This window comes from Paenibacillus sp. JJ1722 (assembly GCF_048282685.1).
Taxonomy (GTDB): Bacteria; Bacillota; Bacilli; order Paenibacillales; family Paenibacillaceae; genus Paenibacillus; species Paenibacillus polymyxa_B.
Genome location: NZ_CP182500.1, coordinates 4,666,037 through 4,692,340 on the forward strand (window position 1 = coordinate 4,666,037; position 26,304 = coordinate 4,692,340).

The 26,304-nt window shown below is 46.8% G+C and carries 21 protein-coding genes; 7 read left to right on the top strand and 14 right to left on the bottom strand.

Translation table 11 applies throughout. The features are described 5' to 3' along the window. Positions 1-80 precede the first annotated feature (80 nt). The 5 genes from ACM1ND_RS20695 to ACM1ND_RS20715 all read right to left on the bottom strand — a co-directional run bounded on the left by ACM1ND_RS20695 (position 81) and on the right by ACM1ND_RS20715 (position 7,813). A complete protein-coding gene (locus ACM1ND_RS20695) occupies positions 81-3,314 on the bottom strand; it encodes a cellobiose phosphorylase (protein ID WP_418026522.1) in 3,234 nt (1,077 codons plus the stop codon). Between the two features lie 18 nt (positions 3,315-3,332). Next, positions 3,333-4,679, bottom strand: coding sequence for a GH1 family beta-glucosidase (locus ACM1ND_RS20700; protein ID WP_028541565.1), 1,347 nt, complete (start codon positions 4,677-4,679; stop codon positions 3,333-3,335). Between the two features lie 23 nt (positions 4,680-4,702). Continuing rightward, complete coding sequence (locus ACM1ND_RS20705; RefSeq protein ID WP_028541564.1) at positions 4,703-5,521, bottom strand: carbohydrate ABC transporter permease; 819 nt, start codon at positions 5,519-5,521, stop codon at positions 4,703-4,705. After that, positions 5,521-6,414, bottom strand: a complete 894-nt coding sequence (locus ACM1ND_RS20710) for a carbohydrate ABC transporter permease (protein WP_028541563.1) — start codon at positions 6,412-6,414, stop codon at positions 5,521-5,523. Before ACM1ND_RS20710 ends, ACM1ND_RS20705 begins: the two co-directional genes overlap by 1 nt. Positions 6,415-6,484: 70 nt before the next feature. Further along, positions 6,485-7,813: an ABC transporter substrate-binding protein gene (locus tag ACM1ND_RS20715; RefSeq protein ID WP_028541562.1), complete on the bottom strand. Its 1,329-nt coding sequence runs from the start codon at positions 7,811-7,813 to the stop codon at positions 6,485-6,487. 284 nt (positions 7,814-8,097) lie between these two features. Between ACM1ND_RS20715 and ACM1ND_RS20720 the strand changes: the two genes are divergently transcribed. Next, entirely contained in the window at positions 8,098-9,138 is a 1,041-nt protein-coding gene (locus ACM1ND_RS20720) for a LacI family DNA-binding transcriptional regulator (RefSeq protein WP_341057181.1), read from the top strand. Between the two features lie 85 nt (positions 9,139-9,223). Here the strand turns inward: ACM1ND_RS20720 and glpK are convergent, their stop codons facing one another. After that, complete coding sequence (gene glpK / locus ACM1ND_RS20725) at positions 9,224-10,717, bottom strand: glycerol kinase GlpK (protein WP_053325979.1); 1,494 nt, start codon at positions 10,715-10,717, stop codon at positions 9,224-9,226. Between the two features lie 32 nt (positions 10,718-10,749). After that, on the bottom strand, positions 10,750-11,574 hold the full coding sequence (locus tag ACM1ND_RS20730) for an MIP/aquaporin family protein (RefSeq protein ID WP_053325980.1): 825 nt from the start codon (positions 11,572-11,574) through the stop codon (positions 10,750-10,752). A 316-nt stretch (positions 11,575-11,890) separates the two neighbouring features. On the opposite strand from ACM1ND_RS20730, the gene ACM1ND_RS20735 reads away from it, so the two are divergent. Next, positions 11,891-13,369, top strand: coding sequence for a PTS transporter subunit EIIC (locus tag ACM1ND_RS20735; protein ID WP_068941698.1), 1,479 nt, complete (start codon positions 11,891-11,893; stop codon positions 13,367-13,369). A gap of 141 nt (positions 13,370-13,510) precedes the next feature. Here ACM1ND_RS20735 and ACM1ND_RS20740 read toward each other — a convergent pair whose 3' ends face one another. The 7 genes from ACM1ND_RS20740 to ACM1ND_RS20770 all read right to left on the bottom strand — a co-directional run bounded on the left by ACM1ND_RS20740 (position 13,511) and on the right by ACM1ND_RS20770 (position 20,660). After that, the gene (locus ACM1ND_RS20740) at positions 13,511-14,641 is read right to left on the bottom strand and encodes an acyltransferase (protein WP_068941700.1); all 1,131 of its coding nucleotides are present in this window, start codon (positions 14,639-14,641) and stop codon (positions 13,511-13,513) included. 79 nt (positions 14,642-14,720) lie between these two features. Further along, positions 14,721-15,341: a malonate decarboxylase holo-ACP synthase gene (locus tag ACM1ND_RS20745; RefSeq protein ID WP_068941702.1), complete on the bottom strand. Its 621-nt coding sequence runs from the start codon at positions 15,339-15,341 to the stop codon at positions 14,721-14,723. Further along, entirely contained in the window at positions 15,335-17,008 is a 1,674-nt protein-coding gene (mdcD, locus tag ACM1ND_RS20750) for a biotin-independent malonate decarboxylase subunit beta (RefSeq protein ID WP_068941704.1), read from the bottom strand. The genes ACM1ND_RS20745 and mdcD overlap by 7 nt, the downstream gene beginning before the upstream one ends. Continuing rightward, positions 16,998-17,297, bottom strand: a complete 300-nt coding sequence (locus tag ACM1ND_RS20755) for a malonate decarboxylase subunit delta (protein WP_023989989.1) — start codon at positions 17,295-17,297, stop codon at positions 16,998-17,000. The genes mdcD and ACM1ND_RS20755 overlap by 11 nt, the downstream gene beginning before the upstream one ends. A 27-nt stretch (positions 17,298-17,324) precedes the next feature. After that, positions 17,325-18,149, bottom strand: a complete 825-nt coding sequence (locus tag ACM1ND_RS20760; protein WP_023989990.1) for a triphosphoribosyl-dephospho-CoA synthase — start codon at positions 18,147-18,149, stop codon at positions 17,325-17,327. A 4-nt stretch (positions 18,150-18,153) separates the two neighbouring features. Further along, on the bottom strand, positions 18,154-19,800 hold the full coding sequence (mdcA, locus tag ACM1ND_RS20765; RefSeq protein ID WP_023989991.1) for a malonate decarboxylase subunit alpha: 1,647 nt from the start codon (positions 19,798-19,800) through the stop codon (positions 18,154-18,156). Then, positions 19,797-20,660: an ACP S-malonyltransferase gene (locus ACM1ND_RS20770; RefSeq protein ID WP_023989992.1), complete on the bottom strand. Its 864-nt coding sequence runs from the start codon at positions 20,658-20,660 to the stop codon at positions 19,797-19,799. Before ACM1ND_RS20770 ends, mdcA begins: the two co-directional genes overlap by 4 nt. Positions 20,661-20,835: 175 nt before the next feature. Between ACM1ND_RS20770 and ACM1ND_RS20775 the strand changes: the two genes are divergently transcribed. From ACM1ND_RS20775 to ACM1ND_RS20795, 5 genes are all read left to right on the top strand, one after another. Beyond that, positions 20,836-21,708: a LysR family transcriptional regulator gene (locus tag ACM1ND_RS20775; RefSeq protein WP_023989993.1), complete on the top strand. Its 873-nt coding sequence runs from the start codon at positions 20,836-20,838 to the stop codon at positions 21,706-21,708. Positions 21,709-21,937: 229 nt separating this feature from the next. Then, positions 21,938-23,221, top strand: coding sequence for an ABC transporter substrate-binding protein (locus tag ACM1ND_RS20780; protein ID WP_023989994.1), 1,284 nt, complete (start codon positions 21,938-21,940; stop codon positions 23,219-23,221). A gap of 31 nt (positions 23,222-23,252) precedes the next feature. Beyond that, positions 23,253-24,128 carry a carbohydrate ABC transporter permease gene (locus ACM1ND_RS20785; RefSeq protein ID WP_034095207.1) on the top strand — a complete coding sequence of 292 codons (876 nt, stop codon included), beginning with the start codon at positions 23,253-23,255 and terminating at the stop codon, positions 24,126-24,128. Between the two features lie 22 nt (positions 24,129-24,150). Further along, a complete protein-coding gene (locus tag ACM1ND_RS20790; protein ID WP_023989996.1) occupies positions 24,151-24,978 on the top strand; it encodes a carbohydrate ABC transporter permease in 828 nt (275 codons plus the stop codon). 151 nt (positions 24,979-25,129) lie between these two features. After that, entirely contained in the window at positions 25,130-26,302 is a 1,173-nt protein-coding gene (locus ACM1ND_RS20795; RefSeq protein WP_053325982.1) for an iron-containing alcohol dehydrogenase, read from the top strand. The last annotated feature ends 2 nt before the right edge of the window (positions 26,303-26,304 follow it).

Sequence of the window (26,304 nt, forward strand, 5' to 3'; positions counted from 1 at the left end):
CTGCCTGGCACAAGGATTTATGAAGTCTTAAAAAGCCGTCATGCTCTGTTATTGCAGCATGACGGCTTTAATTAATGGAGCTATTTCCCCAAATATACCTCGATACGGGAAATCAACCGCTCTCTCACATCTTGCGCCTCTTTTTGATCTAATACAGCCTGGCTTATCGTCTTCTTTTCGCCACTGGCGTAATGCAGTACATACTGGGTCACTATGCATTCCGGTGCATAAGTATCCTTGCGATCCGTATTAAAATAAGTCACCTGGCAGCTTCCGAGAAAACAGAAAGATAGCTCACCTGTAGCTGTGAACAGCCAGCCTGGCAGCTTGGGCTCCAGTCTCAAGGATAGGCCCCTATGATCATAGCCAAACGGTTGCCCGCCGGTCATCATCCATATCCACATATGAATAAATTCTGCCGTAGATCCGCTCAGCCTCGCAATATATCCCGTTCCATGCAAACTTGCATCAGGATTAGCAATACTAGCAATAAAGGAGCTGTTCTCCAGCGTGCTTCTTCCGTAGACCTCTGGGTCCATAAAAGGCGGTAACGCTTTTTTAATGTCTGAAAAAAATTCAGTGTATAGACCCGCCCTTAAGCATTCAAGTAAATATTTGTATTCCATATGCATAAATATAGATTCATTTTCCAGCCAACCCGGTGTAAAAGCTCTGGAACGACCGAGTTCGAATGGCTGCCCCGCCAGACTTTCATTCACCTTATACATGCCCAGCTTCCTGTCGTAAAGTCCACTCTGCCTGATTTGCCGATACAGCTTCTGCCCATTTACAATGTCACCAACCACTTTCATAGCCCGGGTCGGTCCCTCCAGAAAATATGGTGTATCCTTACGTTCGAAGGAATGTATGTTTACGAGCTTGTCTTCGCAGTCATCCTCCTGTACCTCGAATTCTCTGGCTTCATAATAAAAGAAGGTTGGGTATATCCCCTCACCGATAAGCAGAGCCTTATCCATCCCCTGTTGGAGCTTACGTTCAGCCTGGCGCAAAAACACCAGCACATCATCAAACGCTAGTGGTGTTTCTACCCCTTCAAATCCAAAACGAACTGTTTCTCGATACGCTTCTCTAGCATCGGAAATTCGTGACCAGAAGCTGTAATCCTTGCTTTCATTCCTGTAATCAGCCTCATCAGAAGCGTGGTAGTATTCCTCCATTGTGAGCCTCAGCTGTTGGATTAACTTAGCAACTTCTCGCGGCAACCGTAGCACAGAATCGCCCAAAAGCTTCACCTGTGCATGTATTAAAAATCTTACGAGTCGCTGTAATTCACACAGTTCACTGAATCCAGAAGCAAACAGCCCCGGAAGTCCGTTCATGGAATCATTCCATCCCGGCTTGCCCGCCTCCATCTCAATTCCCAAGCCCTCCGGGTCCAGCGTGGACAGCTTGATGGCTGCCAATGACAGCAGCTTTTCATATAAATTGGACTTATAAATCTCTCCGCTTCCATGTTCGGTTCGAACCCAATGAACATCGCGATCCCGGGCGTGCAGCTGAGCTTCTTTCTCCTTGCTCTCTACGACCGCCCCGTACTGACGGATACGTCCGTCCTTCATCTGCACGTATTTGTTTCGACGTGGCTGTACCCATGCCGGACTGTCGTAATACATGTACTCTCGGGTCGCGAGCAAGAGTTCCTCTTGTTTGTCCGGATAAATACTTAGATAACTTTCGATGAGATCCATGTTATAAGTCCAATGGTCGATCCAAAAACCTTCACCAAAATCAGCCTCATAGCATTGTTCGGAATGCTTGAGAGCTTCGGTTACAAACGTCTCAACCGTTTGCTTTAGCGCGATGTTGTCATGAATGATATGTTGAATCAGCTCACCCGGGGTGAACGACGATTGGAAAAAAGCACGCAAAGACGAATGATCTGCCACCTCCACCTGTCCTAGCAACGGTTCCAGCTCTCGTATTTGAAAGCTACACCCCTTTACAACAAGCGGATTATAGCCGTCTGGCTGAATCAGGCTCATAAACAAACGGATATTGAAATCTCCTATGCTGGGGTTAAACCACACATCATTTCTCCGGTTCTGGTTCGCATCTCGAAAATTACCATTTCCTTGAGAATAATATCCCGCCTGGAGCTTAAAGAAATTATAGTCCCGTTCCAGATCCCCATGCTTGCGCGAAAATACATGATATACAAATGGTTGCTCGGTGCCGTTGTCCAGCAGCAATGGATAACCACCGCGTAACAGGTTATCCAGATAGTTCTGACGGCAGTATTCGTCAAATAACGGAATGGATGTCCGCGTTGCCATTTCATCCGTCAACTCTTCGATCAACGCTTTGGCTTCCTCCGCCTTCCGCTCAATATAAGACATGGTTGCAATTTCCGTAATCCGTTCATTGATAGAGTGAATATCATTCACATGCCCGATGATCGTACAGTGATTGACGGCAGTACCTGCCGCTAGTCGTGCTGTGTAGCCGCTAAACCCACAAGGCACTTTATTCGTCGTCACAGGCTGCTGTGAAACCAAGTCTTCGACGCGTGAATGGATAAAGCGATCCGGGAAGGTCAGTGCCGTATTTTCACCAAAGATTACGGACGGATCGACAATTGGACTCAATAGCCTGGTCTTGCCCTCCTCCTCCACAAAGCTGTACATAAAATGTCCCGCTTCAATTTGATGAATCTCACTTGTATCCGCTGTACTTCCACGTACCTTATAGTAAGGAATGCTATTGTTGAGATTATACACATCCATCCAGCTTTTCAGTGTATGTCCAAGCTCCTTGTATGCCGCATTATCAATACCGAAGGGCAGCACGGCAGGCATGCCGTCCAGCACCTCCAGTTCAAGCTCTTGAGCGGAATGATTGACAATCTCCACCTTGCGCACCAAAGCAGCGTAACTTTCATGAGGAAGCGTGAAATATTGCACACGTACCTCAAGCCCTGTGTCTGGATTAGAGCTGTGTATTTCGAGCATGTGGCGGGATATCAGCATTTTTTGCTGTTCACGCTCCACAGGATGCACAGCCGAAAATGGCTCCACATAGCTCCACTTCCCCTGCATCTTCACCTTTAAAAACGTTCGAAAGCCATGTATCGGCACAAGACTATAGCTGCGGTTGGCCGGAAAAAACTCCATGATTGCTCCATTCTTATCCTCTACACCAAAGCTTGCGATTCCTTGCCCACGATTAACATAATACGCCCACAGAGGAATCCCCTGAACCCCAGCAATACCGGGTAGAAAACTGGAAAAGGGCTTGGCCTGCGCATAATTCTCAATCACAAAACGTCCTTGATTGTCAAAATAATACTGCTGCATCGTATCCCCCTTTTCTATTTAAAACCCGTTATTCGCCATCACTTGTTTGAACCACAGCGCACTTTGTTTGGGAGTCCGTTCCTGTGTGTCGTAATTGATGTGTATAATACCGAAACGTTTGCTGTATCCCCAGGCCCATTCAAAGTTATCGAGGAATGACCAGACAAAATAGCCCTTAAGCTGACCTCCCTCCCCAATAAAGCGATGGCATGCCTTTAAATGTTCCTCAATGTAATGCTGACGCTCAATGTCCTCAATCTTTCCATTCACCAGTTCGTCCTTCATCGCTGCTCCGTTTTCCGTAATCAGGATAGGTAATCCCTTGGTAAAATCCTTCTCAATCCGCGTTAGCAGCTTATAAAAGGATTCAGGGTGAATCTCCCATCCCATATCCGTTACCGGTTCCTCTATGGAAATCTGCTCGACCTGAAGCAACGAAGCGTCTGTAGTCGCTTGAATGATACTGCGGGCGTAGTAGTTGATGCCCAAAAAATCCCCTGGCTGCTGAATCAGCTCCATATCACCAGGCTGTACAAAATCCAATCCGTTCAAGTGCCCCCCGTACCATTCCACCATATCCTCAGGGTATTTCCCGTTAAACAATGGCTCGGCAAACCAACGATTAATAAAACCATCCCGCCGGACAGCAGCGGCTACATCTTCGGGGTGTTCAGAGGCTGCATCGACATGCTCCATGTTTAGCGTAATACCGATGTTGCCCGTCAGGCCCTTTTCCTTGTGTAAGTTCATGGCTATCCCGTGACACATCAGAATATGATGAGCGGCAGTAAAGGCTTCCCTCCAGTTCTCGTGGCCGGGGGCATGCTCGCCTGTACCATAGCCCAAAATAGAGGCGCAGTAGGGCTCATTTATCGTATTCCACCAGCTTATACGCTGTCCAAATCGATCCATGATTACAGAGGCATACGTTTTAAAATGTTGGGTAATCTCTCGCTGCGTCCAACCGCCCTCGTCCTCAATCCACTGCGGTAGATCCCAATGATACAGCGTCAGCATTGGAATTAGCCCGGCCGACTCAATCTCATCCAGCAGACGCTCATAGAAGAGTAGCCCCTGTTCGTTAACCACACCGGGTGCGGGAATAATGCGCGGCCAGGCCACGGAAAAACGGTAATGTAAAAAGCCAAGTTGCTTCATTAATTGCACGTCTTCCTTAAAGCGGTGAAAATGGTCACAAGCCACATCTCCGCAGTCCCCTCCTATCACCTTCCCGGGTGCTCGACAGAAAGTATCCCAAATAGAAGGCGTTCTCCCTTCCTCATCCGCGCCACCTTCAATTTGATAAGAAGAGGTCGAAGTTCCCCACATAAACGTGGTGGGGAATGTATAGGTATTCTCACTCATACTCGGTATCATCCTTTCAGGTATCAAGACTTCACAGCTCCGGCCATTGCACCGCCGACAATAAAGCGCTGGAGGAAAATATACAAAATCACGAGCGGTAGTGTAACAATCAGAATGCCGCAAGCGAGCAGCGGCCAGTTGTTCATGTATTGTCCGTAGAAGGAGAACAATCCCTTGGTCACTGGCTGATAAGCAGGATCAGACAAATAAATAGTAGGACCTATAATGTCATTCCACGCCCCAATAGCTGTCAAAATAATGCCTGTCGCCAACACTGGCTTCATCAGCGGGACAAGAATCGTAAACAAATATCGTGAATATCCGCACCCGTCCATTGCAGCCGCTTCATCCAGCTCTCGGGAGACAGACTTGATATACCCTACAAACATCAGGAAGGCGATGCCGGTACCTGTTGTTTTCAGTAAGATAAAACCAAGCTGTGTATTGTAAAGTCCCAGACTATTAATAAGAGCAAATTGCGGAATCAGAGGATTCGGGAGATACATAGATATCAGGAAAAACACATAAAAGAAGGTACTGAACTTAACGTATCCCCGTGCCAACGGAAAAGCTGCGAACACGGATATAATCAGTGTTAATAACGTAGATACGCCTGTATACAAAATGCTATTCCACATGTATTGAGAGAAGTTCCCTTTCTCCCAAGCATCCATGAAATTTTCCAAATGTAGACTCTTGGCTAGAGCTACAGGATTCATCAAATACTCACTTTGAGTCTTCATGGATACATTAAAAAGGTAAAAAAGAGGGAACACATATAACGAAAGCATGAGCAGTACGATGATGTAGCTCAGTATTTTGGTCCCTTTGGTACTGCTCATTACATTTCCACCTCTCTTCTACGTAAGTAATACAAGGCAATCATCGATACTGTAAATACGAACACGAACTGGATCATAGCAACTGCGGAAGCAAGACCGTAATCTGACGTTCCAGTACCAAAGGCTGTTGCATATACATCAAACGCCAGGGTTGTTGTGTTGAATTTACCACCTGTCAGCACATAAATAATGTCAAAGGTCTGCAAGGCGCCGATAATGGACAGCAGCATATTGACGGTAAAGGACGGTGCAATCATCGGAAAGGTAATATTTTTGAACGCTTTCCATCCAGAGGCACCGTCCATATACCCTGCTTCATATAAGTCACTGGGGATAGATTGGAGTCCGGCTAAGAAAATAGTCATCGAGTAACCCATATACATCCAAATTTGCACAAAAATAATCAACTCAAATGCAATATTGTAATCCCCGAAGAAGTTAGAGCTCGTTCCAAAAAAGTTCATCAAGGCTTGCGCAGGACCCCCAAGCGGATTGGCAAGCAGCTGCCAGATCAGGCCGGATACCGTTACCCCGAGTACAACAGGGAGGAAAAATACAGAGCGATATAACATATCCCCTTTAAGCTTTTTATTAATCAGGACGGCCATGAACAGCCCTACCGCATTTTGAATTACAACCACCGCTACGGCAAAATACAAGGAACGTCCTATAGAAGCGAGACGATCTCCAGAATCGGAGGAGGTGAAGAAAGTTGTGTAATTCTCGAATCCGATAAAACTCCATGTCTGTCCCGGAACCCCGGTAGCATCTGTAAAGGAAAAAAGCACCGTTACCATAGAGGGTCCAAAACCAAGAAGCAAATAGAGCAGAACCGGTATACCCAGCAAAAGATAGGGCATTATCCGGGCCGCACCCTTTCCGAAGGGATACATGTGCCTCACACCTTTTTACATTATTTAAGGTCTTGCAGTTGCCCAATTGTTTTCCTGTAAAATCTATGCATTATTTAGGAGCAGCCGCATCCCAGTCAGCCTGAGATTTCTGAGCAAGTTCCAAAGGCGTCTTTATCGGACCAGCAGGAGCCAAGAATTCTGCATGTGCACTGGCATCCTTAACGTATTGCCCAGCATTCTTACGGTTGATAAACAACTGATCCCAAGAGAGCTTGAAGTTTTCAAGTGACGGCTGAATTTCAGCAACAAAATCACTTTTTATCTTCACATCAGGCTGTGTTGGCAAAAATCCAGCAACGTTCACGAAATCGGTATAGTTCTGCTTCTCAGAAAGCATTTCAAGCCATTTAATCGCATATTCCTTATTCGGTGATTTTTCCAGAACCATCCATGTCATATCGTATTTTCCTGCTAGATTTTTATTTTTGGCAGGATCATTACTACCTGGAATCGGGAAATATCCAAATTTCATCTCTGGATTGGCTGTCTGAATCGTAGTTGCATCCCATGTACCATCCGCAATCATGGCCACACGACCTGAAGCAAACAAGCTTGGCAAGGTTCCATAGTCAATCCCCATAAATCCACTAATGGCGTTGTTCATCAAAATTTGTGATTTTTCCAAAACCTCGAGCTGGACGGGGTCTGTCAGCTTCGTCTTACCTGTCCACAACCCTTTGATATATTCCAGCTGATCATCATGGATAGAGGCTTGAAGCCCTTGGACAGCAAGGTTAATAGGCCATACATCCTTACCGCCAAAACCAAGCGGTTCTACGCCATTATCCTTGAGCACCTTCATCACATTCACCAGTTCGTCCCATGTCGTTGGCACAGTAAGATTATATTTTTCAAAAATCTCTTTGTTGTAAAACAGACCTGTCAGGGCCACCTTTCCCATGTTTACACCGTATACTTTGTCGTTGTAGGTCATGGCATTTTTGACATCTGTAGGATTATAGTTTTTGATAAAAGCTTGATCCGACAGATCTGCAATGAGTCCTCCCTCAATCCACTGCTTCCACATCGGATCAGCTGCTCCCTTAGACCATTCCTGCGGTGCGCCTACGAAGCTGAATTTCAAAGGAATAATGTCTGCATCACCGGTTGAACCAGCATTCATACGCGTTTGCATCAGTTGATCATAAGTTGAATCAGCAGGAACCGTCGTATACTCCACCTGAACATCGGGATACTTCTCTTCAAACTTTTTATTAAATTCCTTTATATAGTTATTAATATTTTCTTGCTGCCAATGAATAATCTTTAACGTGACCTTTTTATTCCCGTTCTGTCCAGCTTCACCACCTTTGCCGCAAGCAGCCAATACCACTATTAAAGCGGTTACAACAAGTAAAGAAAAACACTTTTTCAGCATTGCAAAATTCCCCCTGTACTCTTAGAATAAATGCATTCACTTTTACGAAAGCGGTTTAGTTAATTACAGCTACTATTATGTATCGGATAGCCTGTATTTGTAAATAGAGAATTGTAAATTATCAAATAAAACATAAATCACCGTTATTACTCCTTGAAATATTAGGCAATATCCTTTATTCACACTGTTGACTCACTTCTATGAGGTAGCATAGAATACGAGTAATCATTAAGTTTGAAAAGCAAAGTCAATTTAACTAAATCAGTTTAGTTACGGAGGATTCCATGAATATAAAAACAATAGCTAGCATGGCAGGCGTTTCAGTGGCAACGGTTTCGAAAATCATTAACAATTACACGGACATCAGTGAGGAAACCCGGCAGCGGGTACTTAAAATCATGGAGGAAACAGGCTATAGACCCTCCTCCTCGGCTAAAACGCTTGCTACCAAAAAATCTAATCTGGTAGGCGTTATATTTGCCGGCAAGCTGAATGTTGATTTTAGTCATCCTTTTTTTGTAGATATCATTAATGTCTTCAAAAAACAGATTGGCTTGCTCGGTTACGATCTGCTGTTTTTTTCAAATGAGAAATTTCTGGATAATGGAGAGGACTATTTGGCTCGCTCGAAATATTTTTCAGTGGACGGGTGCATTATTATTGCTGGAGATGAGGTGGAGAAGAGTGTTTTTGATCTCGACGCCAGCCCTATCCCCTGCATCGGTGTCGATATTGAGCTAACCGGAGCTAGTTCCTGCTATATCATGTCCGACAATCAGAAGATTTCAATGAAGGTTGTTGAGCACTTTTACATGAATGGATACCGCGAAATGGGTTTTATAGGCATTGAACGCCCCTCCTTGGTTATTAAAGAGAGAGAGGAGGCTTTTATTGCTTCACTAAAACGGTTTAGTCTTGATGTCAGACCTGAATGGATCGTGTATGGTAAGGACTACGCGGCAGAAGATGGATACCAGATCGCGAAGGCGTGGATACAGCAAGGAAATTTACCAAAAGCTATTTTTGCGGCTACCGACTTACTTGCTTTTGGTGCCATACGTGCTTTCAAGGAAAGCGGCTTGAGGGTACCCGAGGATATTGCTGTAGTGGGATGTGATGATATAGAAGCCTGTCGTTATACCGAACCTCCACTGACGACGGTAAAACAAGACAAGCAAAAAATAGGCCGTCTAGCCGCTATGGTGCTGTTTGACCTGATGAATAAACAAATGAACACGAAATGTATTAAAGTAGAGCCGGAACTAGTCATTCGTAGCTCCTGCGGAGCCCGGCAACATTGGAACCATACGAAGGTCAAGAGTTAGCATATGCCTTAAAAAAGATGACTTCTGATAAATTCAGAAGTCATCTTTTTGCAGTTTAATATTCAGAGACCCAACGCTTAATCTATTACTTGTAGGCCATCGTCGCATTCACAGCCTTTTTCCAGCCTTCATACAAGCTTTCACGTGTTGATTCATCCATATCCGGGGCAAAAGAGGTTTCCACCCTCACCCGCTTGCGAAGTTCATCCGTGCTCTTCCAATATCCAATAGCCAAACCTGCCAGACATGCAGCCCCCAGTGCCGTCGTCTCATGGATAACTGGCCGCTCCACTGTTGCATCCAAAATATCGCTCTGGAATTGCATCAGAAAATTGTTCAATACAGCTCCTCCATCCACCCGCAGCGTCTTCACTGCAATACCTGAATCAATCACCATGGCTGTAAGCACATCCTTGGTCTGATAAGCAAGTGACTCCAATGTGGCGCGAATAAAATGCTCCTTCGTGGTCCCGCGTGTCAAACCGAACATCGCTCCGCGCACCTCGCTATCCCAGTAGGGGCTGCCCAGTCCGACAAAAGCGGGTACAAGATACACTCCTTCTGTAGACGAAACACGGGCGGCATAAGGCTCACTGTCCTTCGCTTCACGGAACATACGCAGCCCGTCTCGCAGCCACTGGATCGCCGACCCCGCTACAAACACACTCCCCTCGAGTGCATATTGTACTTTGCCTTCCTCCAGTCCCCAAGCGATGGTCGTAATCAGGCCGTGCTTGGATTCAACAGGCTGATTCCCCGTATTCATCAGCATGAAGCAGCCTGTGCCGTAAGTATTTTTGATCATCCCTTTTTCGTAACATGCCTGACCAAACAAAGCTGCCTGCTGGTCACCTGCTGCACCGGCGATTGGTACATTCTGACCAAAGAAATGATAATCCACGGTGTGCGCATATACCTCGGAAGAAGGTCTTACCTCAGGTAGCATGATTTTCGGAACACCCAGAATGTCCAGCAGCTCTTCGTCCCACTTTAGTTCATAAATGTTGTACATCAGCGTCCTAGCTGCATTGGAGTAGTCTGTTACATGTGCCGTTCCGCCGGATAATTTCCAGATCAGCCACGAGTCAATCGTACCGAATAACAGGTCACCTCGTTCTGCCTTTTCCCGAGCGCCCTCCACATGGTCCAGTATCCACTTTACTTTAGTGCCTGAAAAATACGGGTCGATCAACAGCCCTGTTTTGCTGTGAAACAGCTCCTCGTGCCCTTGCCGCTTCAATTCTTCACAGATGTCCGAGGTTTGGCGTGATTGCCATACGAGTACGTTATACACAGGCACTCCTGTATTTTTGTCCCACACAGCCACCGATTCTCGCTGATTGGTAATGCCGATGGCAGCCACTTGATTTGCTTTTACACCGGATTCGGAAAGACAGGAGGCAATGACTCCGAGAATAGAGCTCCAGATTTCATTCGCATTCTGCTCTACCCAGCCGGGATGAGGAAAATATTGTGGAAATTCTCGCTGAGCCGAGTACACTACATCTCCTTCGCTATTGAACAAAATCGCTCTTGAGCTTGTCGTTCCCTGATCTAGTGACAAAATATATTTTCCCATTGTTCATCTCTCCCCGTGTAAATCCATCGTTTTTACGCTGTAAGTTTGTGATCCGTTTTATGATTTTTATAAGTACGACTCATACGGAAGGTAATCAAGAGTACAATCACGATGATCCCTAGTAAAATCCAGAAAGCCGGAGTCACACTCCCCTTAAAAACAGCCTGATAAAATAGCCCTGCGAAAGATCCACCCAACAGCGGCCCTACAATGGGCACCCAGGCATATTTCCAATTGGATGCTCCCTTACCGGGAATCGGTAGTAAATAATGCATCAGACGCGGCCCAAAATCTCTCGCTGGATTGATGGCATAGCCCGTTGTGCCTCCAAAGGATAAACCGATACTGACAACCAAAAAACCCACAATCAGCGGTTTCAAGCCCCCTGTAAATGAATTGGCACCAAATGACTGCAGAGCAAGAATAAAGATGAAAGTACCTATCATTTCACTAAGAACGTTGGCAAATGGATGATCAATAGCCGGTCCTGTCGCAAATACACTGAGTTTGGTTGCTGTGTCCTCCGTCTCTTTCCAGTGAGGCCAATAATGCAAAACCACGATTATCGCACCCGCCATGGCCCCGAGAAGCTGAGCCACAATATAGCCGGGAACGTCCTGCCACGGAAAAATGCCCTGAAATGCCAACGCCAGTGTCACTGCCGGATTCAAATGCGCTCCGCTGATTTCACCCACTGCATACACCCCAATAGCAACCGCGAGCCCCCATCCCATTCCAATCACAATCCAGCCGGAAGCGTGAGCAAATGACTTTTTCAGGGACACCCCTGCGCACACTCCGCCACCTAGGGCAATAAGAATCATTGTCCCTATGAATTCGGCTGCGTATGGCGACATACAACCTACCTCCTCAATAGATCATCCGATTTCGATCGCTTTCATCGCGCAAAAAAAGAAAAGCCATCACAAACCAACCCTGTGCTGTACCATGGGTGTCTGCGTGGCTCTCTTGTCTCCGTCACGATTATTAACTTAAATTTGATACTATATAAGCATGTAAGCGATGTCAACTACGGATTTACGTATTTTCATAGCTTAAAATAATCGTTGACCATGTTAGATTCTCCGATTTATGATGTAAAAAAATGGTTTAATGTAAGGGTTTCAGGATGAATACGACACTCCCAAACTCGATGAAGAAGGGAAGAATGTTATGCTGAAATTTCTGCAAAAAATCGGCAAGTCGTTAATGCTTCCAGTAGCCACTCTACCCGCCGCAGGGATTTTGCAAGGATTAGCACTGATTAATTATGAAACGGATATACCACTTGGTCCCGGAGTTGGCGGATTTCTGAATCATTATGTCACTCCTTTTCTGAACGAGGGGGCGGGGGCCATCTTCGGTAACCTTGCGCTCATTTTCTCCATCGGTGTTGCCATTGGTCTGGCAGGCGACGCAGTAGCCGCATTATCGGCAGTCATTGCCTATATGGTGCTGACCCGTATTTTGGCGGCAGTGCCGGGTATATTTGCATATATTCCAGACGACGTCAAGCTGGACATGGGCGTATTGGGTGGTATTTTTATCGGTGGATGGTCTGCTTTTCTGTTTAAAAAATATCACAATATTCAGCTCCCAGATTGGCTTGGCTTCTTCTCGGGCAAACGTTTTGTCCCCATGATCACCGCCTTTACGACCATGATTCTGGCCATTCTGCTCGGTATGATCTGGAGTCCGATACAAGATGGGATTGCAGTCTTCGGCAACTGGATTGTCGGCTTTGGCGGAATCGGATCAATGATATTCATGATTGCCAATCGGCTGCTGATCCCGCTCGGTTTGCATCATGTGTTGAACTCGATCGCATGGTTTCAAATTGGTGACTACACCAATGCTGCCGGTGAGGTCGTTCATGGTGACCTGACGCGTTTTTTCGCAGGCGATACATCGGCGGGTATATTCATGTCCGGCTTCTTCCCCATTATGATGTTCGCTCTCCCAGCAGCAGCCCTCGCATTCATCCATACGGCCAAACCGGAAAAACGTAAAGCCGTCGCTTCCATTTTCATCGGTTCTGCACTGGCATCGTTCCTGACCGGAATTACCGAGCCCCTCGAATTTTCGTTTATGTTCATTGCACCATTGCTTTACGGCGTTCATGCTCTGCTGACAGGCCTGAGCGGCCTGGTCGTATACCTATTGGATGTCAAACTCGGCTTTTCTTTTTCAGCAGGACTCATTGACTATCTGGTCAATATGAAACTCTCCACCCACCCATTGCGAATGATCCCGGTTGGGCTTGTCTTTGCCCTCATCTATTACTTTCTGTTCCGATTTATCATTCTCAAATTCAACCTAAAAACTCCTGGGCGTGAAGATGATGTAGAAGACAGTCTCCTGTCTGAGGTTAACGAAACTATACCCGATGGAAAGGCAAGCACCACATCCGATACTCAGTCCAGTCAGGCAGGCAGAATACTAACCTATCTCGGCGGTTCAGACAATATCCAAAGCATTGATGCCTGCATCACACGGCTGCGTCTTGTCGTCAAAGACGACAAAGCGGTTAATGATCAAGCTCTCAAGCAGCTCGGAGCGTCGGGAATCATCAGGCTTGGTAACGGTACCCTGCAGGTTATTTTCGGGACTCGGTCCGAAATTCTGAAAGATGAAATACAGCGATTGATGTAAGTAAGTTCAGGTTCACAAAAAGGGTATCTCTTCAATCATCGAGATACCCTTTGGGGTTGCCGTCAATACGCCAATAACTTAGATACGCCTAAATTAGGATGTCATATATACGTTGTTATCTGTATTATTTCTTTTAGGCATTTATCTTAGATCGGTGCTTTGCGCTCTTTTTTGTTTCAACAATAACCATTCACGACATACCTTTACCTTTATCTGCGCAAAGGCATAGACGATGCCGAAGGAGCATGCTACAGTCGTCAGATAAACCAAAAGCAGTGCCACAAATAAAGGAAGCTGACTTACCAAATCACCGACCAAGCGCAGCACGATGACCAAAATAAATACGTTCGCTGTAAAGGCCCGGTACGCATAAGTAGATAACCATTTGTAATAGGGAAGTGAACGGGAATTTACGCTGATCAAATGTCTTGCCAGCATGTAAATCAGGAAAATCACTACCAAGCTGTACAAGGTCATGGACGGCTTCAGATAAATCAGATTTCCGAAGGACATATCCTCAAATCCAAAACCGAAAAATTCGTGATTTGTCCAAATGAGAATAAGAAGCATTACCGGAATGAGTATGAACTGAATCCGGCGAAGCACTCCGTCGAACTGTTTCTTATATACCCAAGCGATTCCACCTAGTAAAGCATAAATAAAATAACTAACGAAAAAGCGGTCAAGGTAACGCAGACTAATCGCATATGCTCCTTGGAATACGAAGGTATCGTACATCCATAGCCACGCTCCGAAGATCACGAAGCTCACAATAAGCAGCGGAATGACCCGCTTAGGCTTAGCCAAGTATTTGTAGCAGATGAAAATAAGGACTGGCATCAGCAATTGAAATTGCAACATCATCACCGTGTACCAAAACTGTGATGATGCATTACCGAGCACAAATGACTCGATGAGCGTCCGGAATGATGCAACGTGCTGATTAACCTGAATTTCCGGGAAGAAAATTAAGCCAGCCGCTGCCCACAGTAAATAAGGGATCACGAGCTCCCCGAATTTTTCCTTGTAAAAATGGGATACCTTCGTATGCTGATTATTTTTCACCATCCCATATACAATGGCAAAAATAAAGACTGGCGCAGTATACTTTACTATATTGAAAATGACGCCTAATAAGGCTAGGTTATCGTTAGTGTGTGCATACTTCAGAAACATCCCCAGAACGCTTTGCAAGATCGCTCCGCTGACGGCAAACACCTTTAAGATGTCGCTCTCATTAATATTAATATTCCGCTCTTCAGTGTTTTCCATAATACGCACTTCCCCTTTGACAGCTTGCCTGAAGCCAAATGGTCGTGCATTCCTCCCTTTTGCCGTTGATTATAGCTCCTTATTGCCAAGGATTACGAACGAGCTTGGGACCCGAAGAAGTTCGCAGCACCACAGTGCTGGCCCGTCTCTCAAGAATTTCGCGCAGGACGTAGGCACCGTCTCTTGTCTCCAATTGAATGTCAATTCGAACACCCAGATGCTCCAACTTGTGCACAAGTCTTTCAACTACTGCATAATCAATAACCTCTGAACCATCTATAACAAGGTCAAGATCACTCGTTTCCTTCACAGTCGGGTATTGCGTTACTATTTCGAATCCTGCGCTCCCCGCTGGCCCCCAGCGCCAATCCGCCATCATTTCTGCTAACAAGTCCATCAACTGAAGAACAGGCTGCTGCCGTCTCTCTGTAGGCAAGGAGTTCCACATCTGACGTTTCACTATCGCATAGGGAGACACGAGCTGGGACACCCCCTTCGGGTCCAGGAATGCAGCTTCCCGTTGATTTCGCTCCTGTCCACGTACTCCGACGGGAATACAACCATCCGCCGACGGATCGGCTCGGCGAACGACCACAAAGGGGGTCCGCCTCAGCGAGGCGGTTACCCACTCCTTGTCTTCATATAAGGAGAGATATTTCAAATTGGACACTTCAATCAGATCATGTGGATGGATTACCATTGCTCCAAAAGCGCATCTCGAACGCCACGGGTTGCAGTCCGCCCGCCCGCCATAGCTTCCTTGGTCTGCAATCGGAAGCTAAGGTCGCGGGGCGCTCCTTTTGTACTCTCGATTGCCTCGGAAACGGTCTTTTCCACGATGGCTACATCACTACTCTGTGGATCGTCTGCATGGATACCGCTCAGCATCTGATATAATGCCCCCAGAGTACTGTAGCTACGAACATCGTAGGCCATAGCTGGAACTTTCTTGGTAGCTTCTTCAAGCTCGGCAATCGTCCGCTTGGTAATCCGAGCAGCAGAAGCCTTGGACATGGCCTGAATATTGACCTTGCTGTCATCCAGTGCGATCAAACGATTCGATTGCAGCCCATGCGCGAGGAAGCCCCCGGAAATCGCGTTACCGACAATCACACCGATAACTGGATGGCCTTCTAATCTAGCGGTTGCGTAAGCATCTGCACTTGCAGCCAGGGCAAGACTGATACCGACCATTTCTTCCTTATAGCCATAGGCTTGACTGGGTACATCAATGATGGCAATGATCGGACGTTTGGTTTCTTTTTTCTCATCTTGACGGATTGCGTCCCTGATGATTTGAGCCACCGTCCAGCCTTCAAGCATACCAACCTCACCGTTTCTGACACGCGGGAATCGGTTGGAGGCATTCGGAACAATGGCGATATATCTGCACAGTTGTCCGTTCTTATCCACGTCTGCCGCAAGCACTGAAGGAACATCGCTGATTGGGTGAGCAATGCCCGTCAAGCGGGAGAACCAGCGATAACCTCTACTATCCGACATGTCGGCCGCACCCTCTTTTGCCAGCGGGACAGGCTGCTGCACAGGCTGTATCTGCGTGTAAAATTCGCGATAGCGCTCAGGTGTCCAAGCTTCTGTAGGATCAAGAGTGTTTAACAGGGTCAGATAGAAATCGATTTGCTCTGTTTTAGCAGGCTTCGCCGGTGCCTTGAGCGCAGTATCAATCGCTTCGACAACTGCATCCGTCGTATCTTCCACCATTTCGTCAATCAATCCGGTTTGGAAGCGCTGGTTAGCTCCGATTGTGTTCCAAATCAAGGCTTTGTCGCTTGCATCGAACTCCATGACCCCTGCTTCCTGCTCAATGACCTCCGGCCCGTTCAGACCGAGGCGCGCTTTCTTCGTAGCAATCAGAGTGGTAAACAATTCTGCAGTAATGGACATTCCCCCAAATGCCCCTACGCGGCCCGGGATCAGTCCGATAACAGGAACGTATTTACGCAGGGCAACGATCTGGGTAGCAATCTCCGAAATCGACAACAATCCATAGTTCGCTTCCTGTAGCCGAACACCCCCTGTATCGAAGATCATGACGGGATATAGTTTGTTCCCTCTCTTATTCTCTTCCAGTGCCAGTTCGAGCGCTCCGGAAATTTTGGCCCCGCTGACTTCTCCAATCCCCCCCCCTTGAAAAGCGCCTTCCATCGAAATGATCAAGACCTTCTGTTTGTGTATTTCGCCAAGAGCCAGAATAATCCCGTCGTCGCTCTGAGGAACAATGCCTTGCGGCTCTAGGTGGGGGGATTGGATTTTGTCTAACGGCCCAAGTATCTCACGGAAAGTCCCTTCGTCCAGCAGCGCTTTAGCTCTCTCGCGTCCATTCAGCTCCACAAAACTATTCTGCATAATCCAGCACCTCCAGCACTTGCGTAAATCTAAGCATTACTACACCCGGAGTAGCTCCGAAGTCATGAACTGTAATATTGGCAGTAATCGGATAACGGTTAAAAAAACGGGTCAGAACATTCTCCCATACTTGTTCAAATCCTTCACTGCCTGTTAAAATGCTGACGTTGGTGGTCTGGCCTTTTACAGGCTCTACAATAATCTCCAAATCTCCCGAACCGACAACACCGATATGTGCCGGCTTACAGATGGGCTTCGTAGTCTGGTATTGAAACTGTAATTTTTCCATCCTTCAGAAACACCTCCAATTAAAGTATCAATCGATTAGAAATAATGTGGCAGCTAGCAGATCGGCACTACCTCCGGGTGAGAGTTGTCTAACATTACAATACTCGGACAAGCGGTAGAGCAGCTTTCTGCCCGACTGGGTTCTTAATCCATCTGCTGCAAGGAAGGCTGCGGCCATACTCTGAATCGCCATCAGATCCGTCAACTGACCGCGGTGTAGGATGCAGGTATCATCCACACATGCCACCAAGGCCAATAAAGCTTCTAAGCGTGCTTCGACCTCTGTCTTCCCACAAGCCCTAGCGCGCAGCAAAGCAGGTAAAGCTTCGTCCCGGATGTGCGGAAAGCCTAGCTTCGCTTCTTCCTCTGCCCCCACTACCGCGTATTTCTTCTTAACCGTTCGTCCATTCGTCTGCTGCATCGGACGGTACCGGTCATGGAACGATGCAATTCTTCCTGCAATGCTCATAATCTGATGTGGGTCCCGCTCCCTTGGAAAGGCTGCCCGTGCACTTGTTAAAAGCCCAAGGGCCCAAATGGCACCCTTATGTGTATTGACACCGTTCGTTGCACTGAGCATCACCTTCTCGCCCTCCCGCCCGATTAGAGCGATCTGCTCACGCAAAGTCTGGTCCACCGGGTGAAGGTATGACACAATGGCTATTTCCCGAAACGTATCCTCCAATGCTCTTGCGGATGCAAGCATAAGATCGATGGACATATCAGTATGAGAGCCATTGTCTCTGGCATCGACAAGTCCAGGCTTGGGCGTAAGAAGAGCCTCTTCCATCAGTGCCTTTACAGCTTTGGCAGCCAGAGAAGCCGCGAAAGCTGAATGATTCATCGTGAGCATGGCTTTAAGACCAGCTCCGGAATTTAGCCGGTGGATCATACAATCCGTCTGACCAATCTACGAGATCGTTAATCGTCTGTGCTGCCAGCATCGAGCGCTTGGCTTGTCTGCGCATGATCCCAAGATCCTCCGGATAGGCCACGATCCCTCTGTCACGCAACAGGCTTGCATCGCTTTCATTACTTTCCATTCCTAAAGGTGTTACGCCTCCGATTGCCGCGAGAGCCTTCTTTCTCTCCTCTATGCTGTCCGTCTTGTAGAGGTATGCAATGCCTTCCTCGGTAAGGACGTGGGTGACATCATCCCCGTAAATCATAATTGGCGTAATGGCGAGACCAGATTCATCCTTCACCTTGATGGCATCTAGCGAATCTACAAATACTGGCTTTTTGTTGGCACCGTATGTTTCAACCATCTGCACGACCAATTTCCGGCCTTTGGAGAGTTCCGTCGGGCGCTCGATCATGTCAAGCCAGGCAGGAGTCGCATGTCGCCGCCCCCGAGGATCATGCCCCATATTCGGCGCTCCTCCAAAACCGGACAATCTGCCGGAAGTAACGGTAGACGAATTACCTGCACAGTCCATTTGTAGCGTTGATCCGATAAACATATCTACAGCGAACTGGCCTGCAACCTGACACATCGCGCGGTTGGAGCGCATAGATCCGTCCTTGCCGACGAAGAACACATCTGAACGAGCCGCAATGTATTTCTCCATACCGACCTCGCCTCCAAAGCTGTGAATGCTTTCGACCCAACCCGATTCAATCGCCGGAATCAAAGTTGGATGCGGATTCAGGGCCCAGTGCTTGGCAATCTTCCCTTTCAGGCCAAGCTGTTCACCATAGGTCGGCAGCAAAAGCTCAATCGCTGCAGTATTAAAGCCAATGCCGTGATTAAGCGACTGCACCTGATGTTTTCCATAAATACCCTTGATCGCCATCATGCCCATCAGGATTTGCAGTTCAGTAATATTCTGCGGATCACGGGTAAACAGTGCTTCCAGTGCGTACGGTTTTTCGGCCTGTACAATGACGTCGACCCAGGACGCTGGAATATCGGTTCGCGGCAGCTCATCCACGATTTCGTTAACCTGCACGATTACGATCCCATCCTTGAAAGCCGCTGCTTCCACGATCGTCGGAGTTTCTTCCGTATTGTTTCCGGTATACAGATTGCCCTCGCGATCTGATTTGTCTGCCGCTACCAGCACCACATCTGGAATAAGGTCAATGAAGAGACGTCCGAACAATTCCAAATACGTATGGATGTCACCGAGCTTAAGTATCCCGTCATCAATCATTTGCGCAACACGCAGGCTTTGGGAGCCACTGTAGGAGAAGTCCAGCTTCCCGGCGATGCCCTTCTCGAAAATATCCAAATGTTCGGGTCTTGAAATGCTGGACATAATCATATGCAAATCATGCACTTTGCCAGGATCGACTTCCAGCAGCTTCTGGGAAAGGAAAGACGCTTGCTTCTGGTTATCTCCTTCCAGGACGACCTTCGCGCCTGGATCAATTAGCGCCTCCATCAGGTCGACAATTCGGGAGGAGTCGATGTATTTTCCGTCGAGCCACTTTTCCACCTTTCCTAACTTTTCCTGCTTTTTATCACGTTTTTGTGACCAGGATCGCAGTACTTTATTCATTCTTCTTGCTCCTTCCATTTTCTAATCAGATACTGAGTCGCTTCCAGACCGATCTCGTCCACGGCCATTTGCCGGGTATCCTTGTGGGCTTGCTTGACAAGTCTGGAAAGAGTATGACCCGGCGGCATCTCGATGAAACAGTCAGCTCCCGATTCGACGCAGACAGCCGCCATATCCATCCACCGAACGGGATATGCTACGTTTAGTGCAAGGTCCTCCGCGATTTTTTCCTTGGCTTTCGTCTTTCTGCCCGTATGATTCACCAAATATGGTATTTGAGCGTCCCGCAAAGAAAAAGTGTGTATTTTCAGCAATAGCTTATTGGCTACCTCTGACATCAGCAGGGAGTGTGAAGGAATCGGAACCTTCAGAAACGCCGTTTTAGCGGTCCCAAGCTCTTTCACATGCATAAATGCTTTATTTAACCCTACCAATGATCCGGATACGACGATTTGCTGCTCTGCGTTTATATTCGAGAGGTAGACTGGCGTCGCCTCACTATGGGAGAGAAGCACGGCTTGTTGAACCTCGGCCTGCGTAAGCCCAATAATCACACCCATTCCATAGCCTTCAGGAAAGGTTTCTTCCATCAACCGGGCACGGAGCCATACGATCCGAAGCGCATCCTCGAACGAGAGAACTCCCGCGATGACCGCCGCAGGAAATGCACCAATGGAATGCCCTGCCACGAATTGGGGCCGGATACCCTGCTCGATCAACCGGTAGGCTATTGCCGTCTCCTTAACGAAGAGTGCCATCTGAATCCAGACCGTTGAGCCCATAGCCTCCTCATCATCACGCAGTTCAGTTCCGATGATACTTGTTGCCTTTTTCACATACTCGGGTACATCTTGGAGCATTCCAGGAACCTGTGACCCCTGGCCGGGAAATGTAAAAACGATGTTCAGAATCTCACCACCTTTAGCGGATTCATTTTCTTTACATTGTTAATTGTAAGAAGTGAGTAAATACCTGTAAAATATATATATTCACATATGATCGATAACCTAGTGGTTATAAAGGAGATTTTTCACTATGGATTATTTGCAGCTTAAGTATTTTCAAGTGACCTCGAAGTATGAGCATGTCACACGTGCCGCGAACGAGTTGTTTATCTCACAGCCTGCCTTAAGTAAAATGATTAGAAACCTGGAGACGGAATTGGGTGTGCAGCTATTTGACCGCGAAGGAAAACATATCGTGCTGAATGAATATGGCAAGAAGTTCCTGAAAAGAGTGAACCAGTCGCTATCAGCGCTAGAGCAAGGCGTATCCGAAGTCAAAGAAATGAAGAACGAAAAGGTAGAGGTCATCACGTTATACGTCGCTGTCGGCTCTATGCTATTGCCCAACCTTGTCGGCAAGTTTCGCGATCTCTATCCTCAAATTAGATTCAACCTGACCCAGCACCCTGCGAAGATGAAGAAAGGACCGGCGTACGATTTTGCGATTACGTCCGAAGAGTTGGCGGACAACGAGCATGCGATCCTGCTGGAGGAGGAAATTTTGCTTGGCGTACCAAAATCTCACCCTCTGAGCGTTCAGGACACCGTATTCCTGAAAGATCTAGAGCATGAGAAGTTTATCAGCCTTACACCTGGTAATTCGCTTAGGAAAACAACGGACCTCTTTTTTACTCACATCCCTTTTGAACCCAACATCGTCTTTGAAAGTGATGATCCGGCTACGGTAAGAGGGTTGATTCAAACAGGACTTGGCATCTCCTTTATTCCTTCTATCCTGTGGAGGAACGTCGTAACCGAAGACATTAAGCTGCTTCAAATCAGGGAGCCTCGATGTACGCGAACAATCTATCTGTCCTTTCCTACTGGGGAACTGCACACCGATATAGAGAAATCGTTCTTCGAATTCATCATTAGATTTTTCCAAGATATTGCTCAGCATTGACGATTTAGATACCTTTTGACATAATATCTGCCTTATTGTTTTATCATTCTTCGGATTAGTAAGATCAATATCTTTAGAGTATTTAATTTCTATACATGCTTTGTTTCAATTTTTTTGTTTTTGGTTAAGTCAATGCACATAAATGGGTAACAGCTTCATATGATGGAGCTAAACCATTTACAACTTGTTTAGCAGGCAGATTATCTCAGACAGCAAGGAGGGAAATGATGTGAAAACAGTACAATGGCTGGTATTATGTCTTGCTTTTCTCACGATGTTCAGTGCTTGTAGTGGACCCTCGTTCTCTGAAAGTCAATCATCTGAAACTAATTTGTCAAACGGAAAAAAGATAACGCTTACATTGTGGTACTGGAACCGTTCCATTGACGATGAACTACTCGCCCAGGCGGAAAAACAATTTCCCAACATTGAATTAAAAACTCAAAAAATAGGCGGTGACTTCAAAGCCAAACTGAAGACAACGCTCGCAGCTCGTTCCGGTGAACCAGACATCGTAGCTCTGAACGATTGGATGGTGGAGCTGTTCCCCAGTGCGGATCGTTTTTATGACTTAAGGGAACTCGGAGCAGACCGCTTAAAGGATCAATATTTGGAATGGAAATGGAATCAGGGGATCACTCCTGATGGTAAAATGATCGCATTTCCCATGGATACAGGACCTACCGCCCTCTTCTACCGAAGTGATCTGTTTGAACAAGCAGGCTTGCCTAGTGATCCTGAAAAGGTTAGTGCCTCCATTCGCACATGGGATGATTACATGGCGGCCGGAGAACAACTTCGCCAGAAATTCGGAAGCCGTTCATTTTTGGCTGACAATATTGTAAACGTTTACAATCAGGTACTCGCTCAGCATACAAACCTTTACTTCAAGCCAGATGGCAGCTATATCGGCAATCAATCTCCTGACATCCGTCTGGGCTGGAAAACCGCTGTCGATTTCCACAAGAAGCATCTGCTCGCCAATGCGGATGGCTGGACTCCCGAATGGAACGCTTCAGTCAATAACGGCAAAATCGCCTCTTTTGTAGGGGCTATCTGGATGAAGCAAGTTCTCACAGAGGCCGCGCCGGATACAGCGGGTAAATGGAGAGTCGCCCGTGCTCCTGGAGGAGACGGCAACCTGGGTGGTTCTTTCATTTCTATCCTCAAATCCAGCAAACATCCCAAAGAAGCCTTTGAAGTGCTGACCTGGCTGCAAAACCCGGAACACCAGCTGGAAGCCTACCACAAAATCGGACTGTTCCCGTCCACTCCCGGCGTCTATAACGATCCTATCATGGGGACACCCGAGCCTTTCTTTGGTGGTCAGGCCACCGGACTCATCTTTGCCACCTCCGCACGTAATGTGAAAAGCAGCTATTTCGGCGAGCGCTATCCTGTCATCCACGGCATTGTGACCCGTCGTCTTGCTAATGTCGCCAAGCAGGATGCCAATTCCGATGCATTATGGACGGAAACAATGGATCGAATCGAACGGGAATTACAGCGGTAAAAACAAAATTCAAAAAAGGCGTGTGGACATTATGCTGAGAGAAATCTGGAAGCACCGTGCCGTTTATGCTGCGATCTCGCCGTTTTATCTACTGTTTGGCATCTTTGGACTGTTTCCGATTGGTTTTTCATTATATCTAGCGTTTCACAAATGGGACGGGATCGGAGACATGACCTACAACGGCTGGGGCAACTTTCGCTACCTTGTAACAGATCATGAATTTTGGCAGGCTGTAGGCAACACCTTTGTGATCTGGGTGTATGCAACGATTCCGATGCTATTCTTCGCACTGATTATTGCCTTTCTGCTTTATGCCCCTTTTGTGAAAATGCGCACCTTATGGCGAGTCGGATTCTTCCTACCAAATGTGACGTCTATTGTGGCTGTTGCCATCATATTCGGTGCCTTATTTGCCAACAATTTTGGATTTCTCAACTACCTTCTGCAACTCATGGGGCTACCCATGGTTCAATGGCTGAATGTGCCATGGGGTATCCAAATCGCCATTTCTTCTATGGTCGTATGGAGATGGATGGGCTATAACTCAATCATCTATCTGGCTGGACTCCAGAGTATTCCGCATGTGCTGTATGAGGCCGCCAAAATAGACGGGGCAACCGGAGCGCAAGCTTTTTTCCGCATCACTATCCCCATGCTACGCCCAGTCATTCTGTTTACGGTGATTACGTCCACCATCGGCGGTATGCAGCTCTTCACCGAGCCACAGGTCCTGGTCGGTAATGACGGCGGTTCCGGGGCAAGTGGCATGACCATCGTTTTATACCTGTATCGCGAGTCGTTCATTAACAACTATTTTGGATATGGTGCAGCCGTCGGATGGGGCATGTTCCTCATCATTGCTCTATTCTCCATCATAAACTGGAAACTCGTTCAAGGTAAAAAATAACGATGGGAAGGAGCTTCACAACATGATGCAGACACGCGCAAAATCCTTTGTTTTATATGCTGGATTGTTGGTGGGAATCATCCTGTCGATGTTTCCATTTTACTGGCTGATCGTCATGGCAACCCGTACAACCTCAGACATCTATCGTTTTCCACCACAATTGTGGTTTGGCAGCCACTTCTTGGATAACATAACGAGAGTATTACAACAGATTAATTTTGCCGGAGCCTTTTTTAATACCCTTTTTGTAGCCGGTTCTGTTACCCTATTGGTTCTGTTTTTCGATTCACTAGCAGGTTTTGCATTCGCCAAGTTTGATTTTCCGGGCAAAAAAGTGCTATTTATCGTTCTGCTAGCTACGATGATGGTCCCTTCACAACTTTCGCTTGTCCCCTCCTTTGTCATGATGGCCTCCTTTGGATGGGTAGGTACGTTCAAAGCGCTTATCATCCCGGGGATGGTAAATGCCTTCGGCATTTTCTGGATTCGTCAATATGCGGAAGAATCCATTCCAAAGGAACTGCTGGATGCGGGCCGGATGGACGGATGCAGCTTTTTTCGACTGTACTTGAATGTAGCACTGCCTATTCTACGTCCTGCGTTCGCTTTTCTCGGCGCGTTTACCTTTATAGGAGCCTGGAATGATTATTTATGGCCGCTAATCGTCTTAACGGATGAGCGTAAATTCACGCTCCAGATTGCACTGTCACAATTGAACGGGATTTACAATACGGATTATGCGATGGTCATTGCGGGCACCCTGCTGGCTGTACTGCCACTTATTATTTTATTTCTTTTCATTAGCCGCCAGTTTATTTCCGATCTTGCCGCCGGAGCGGTCAAAGATTAGATTTACTTGAATTCCCTTATTCATTTCATGTATAATAGTTAATCGTCATTTCAAATAGCTTACATGATGAAGTTAGGTATCCAACAGGCAATCAGGTTAAGCGATTTACGATTTGAACATGAACAATGAAGAACTGAGGGAAACTTACCAGATGAACAAATTCACATATTATAACCCCACCAAATTAATTTTTGGAGACAATCAAATTGAAGAACTCCAGCAGGAACTGCTGAATTACGGCAAAAACATTTTGCTGGTATATGGAGGCGGAAGTGTCAAACGAAATGGTCTATATGACCAGGTATTAAACGCGTTAGAACCGCTACATCTGAACATTCATGAATTGTCCGGCGTAGAACCGAATCCGCGCTTGTCCACCGTTAAGAAGGGTATCGACATTTGCCGAAATGAAAAAATCGACTTCTTACTTGCTGTAGGCGGTGGAAGCGTTATTGATTGCACCAAAGCCATCGCAGCAGGGGCTGAATATGACGGCGATGTGTGGGATATTATCAACAAAAAGCACATGCCGACCCAGGCTCTGCCATTCGGCACCATCCTCACACTCGCCGCCACCGGTTCAGAAATGAATCCGGATTCTGTTATCACCAACTGGGAAACGAACGAAAAATACGTATGGGGCAGCGCGGTAACGCATCCGAAATTCTCGATTCTGGACCCAAAAAACACCTTCTCTGTGCCACGTGATCAGACGGTATATGGCATGGTGGATATGATGAGCCATGTGTTTGAACAATATTTTCACAATGTTAAAAATACACCGTTGCAAGATCGTATGTGCTTTTCCGTGTTGCAAACCGTGATCGAAACTGCACCTAAGCTGCTGGAGGATTTGCACAACTACGAGCATCGTGAAACGATTTTATATGCCGGAACGATTGCCCTTAACGGAACACTACAAATGGGCTACTTCGGGGACTGGGCTTCGCATACGATTGAACATGCATTATCCGCTGTATATGATATTCCTCATGCTGGCGGTCTGGCGATCCTGTTCCCCAACTGGATGAGACATACGGTGGATCAGGATGCTGCACGCATGAAGCGGCTGATGCTCAGCATGTTTGATTTAGATACCACTGGTAAAACGGATAAGGAAATTGCTTTGGAGGGGATTGATCGCCTGAGTGCATTCTGGACAAGTCTCGGTGCCCCTTCCACCCTGGCCGATTACAATATTAATGATGAGCAATTGGAAAAAGTCGCAAACATTGCAGCCCGTGAAATGGAATACGGAGGCTTCGGTAATTATAAAAAGCTGAACCAAGAAGATATTTCAGCTATTTTGCACGCATCGTTATAACA

Coding starts and splice junctions, on each gene's coding strand:
- ACM1ND_RS20695 (WP_418026522.1), bottom strand. CDS start 3,314: ATGCAGCAGTATTATTTTGACAATCAAGGACGTTTTGTGATTGAGAAT.
- ACM1ND_RS20700 (WP_028541565.1), bottom strand. CDS start 4,679: ATGAGTGAGAATACCTATACATTCCCCACCACGTTTATGTGGGGAACT.
- ACM1ND_RS20705 (WP_028541564.1), bottom strand. CDS start 5,521: ATGAGCAGTACCAAAGGGACCAAAATACTGAGCTACATCATCGTACTG.
- ACM1ND_RS20710 (WP_028541563.1), bottom strand. CDS start 6,414: ATGTATCCCTTCGGAAAGGGTGCGGCCCGGATAATGCCCTATCTTTTG.
- ACM1ND_RS20715 (WP_028541562.1), bottom strand. CDS start 7,813: ATGCTGAAAAAGTGTTTTTCTTTACTTGTTGTAACCGCTTTAATAGTG.
- ACM1ND_RS20720 (WP_341057181.1), top strand. CDS start 8,098: ATGAATATAAAAACAATAGCTAGCATGGCAGGCGTTTCAGTGGCAACG.
- glpK (WP_053325979.1), bottom strand. CDS start 10,717: ATGGGAAAATATATTTTGTCACTAGATCAGGGAACGACAAGCTCAAGA.
- ACM1ND_RS20730 (WP_053325980.1), bottom strand. CDS start 11,574: ATGTCGCCATACGCAGCCGAATTCATAGGGACAATGATTCTTATTGCC.
- ACM1ND_RS20735 (WP_068941698.1), top strand. CDS start 11,891: ATGCTGAAATTTCTGCAAAAAATCGGCAAGTCGTTAATGCTTCCAGTA.
- ACM1ND_RS20740 (WP_068941700.1), bottom strand. CDS start 14,641: ATGGAAAACACTGAAGAGCGGAATATTAATATTAATGAGAGCGACATC.
- ACM1ND_RS20745 (WP_068941702.1), bottom strand. CDS start 15,341: ATGGTAATCCATCCACATGATCTGATTGAAGTGTCCAATTTGAAATAT.
- mdcD (WP_068941704.1), bottom strand. CDS start 17,008: ATGCAGAATAGTTTTGTGGAGCTGAATGGACGCGAGAGAGCTAAAGCG.
- ACM1ND_RS20755 (WP_023989989.1), bottom strand. CDS start 17,297: ATGGAAAAATTACAGTTTCAATACCAGACTACGAAGCCCATCTGTAAG.
- ACM1ND_RS20760 (WP_023989990.1), bottom strand. CDS start 18,149: ATGCTCACGATGAATCATTCAGCTTTCGCGGCTTCTCTGGCTGCCAAA.
- mdcA (WP_023989991.1), bottom strand. CDS start 19,800: ATGAATAAAGTACTGCGATCCTGGTCACAAAAACGTGATAAAAAGCAG.
- ACM1ND_RS20770 (WP_023989992.1), bottom strand. CDS start 20,660: ATGCTCCAAGATGTACCCGAGTATGTGAAAAAGGCAACAAGTATCATC.
- ACM1ND_RS20775 (WP_023989993.1), top strand. CDS start 20,836: ATGGATTATTTGCAGCTTAAGTATTTTCAAGTGACCTCGAAGTATGAG.
- ACM1ND_RS20785 (WP_034095207.1), top strand. CDS start 23,253: ATGCTGAGAGAAATCTGGAAGCACCGTGCCGTTTATGCTGCGATCTCG.
- ACM1ND_RS20790 (WP_023989996.1), top strand. CDS start 24,151: ATGATGCAGACACGCGCAAAATCCTTTGTTTTATATGCTGGATTGTTG.
- ACM1ND_RS20795 (WP_053325982.1), top strand. CDS start 25,130: ATGAACAAATTCACATATTATAACCCCACCAAATTAATTTTTGGAGAC.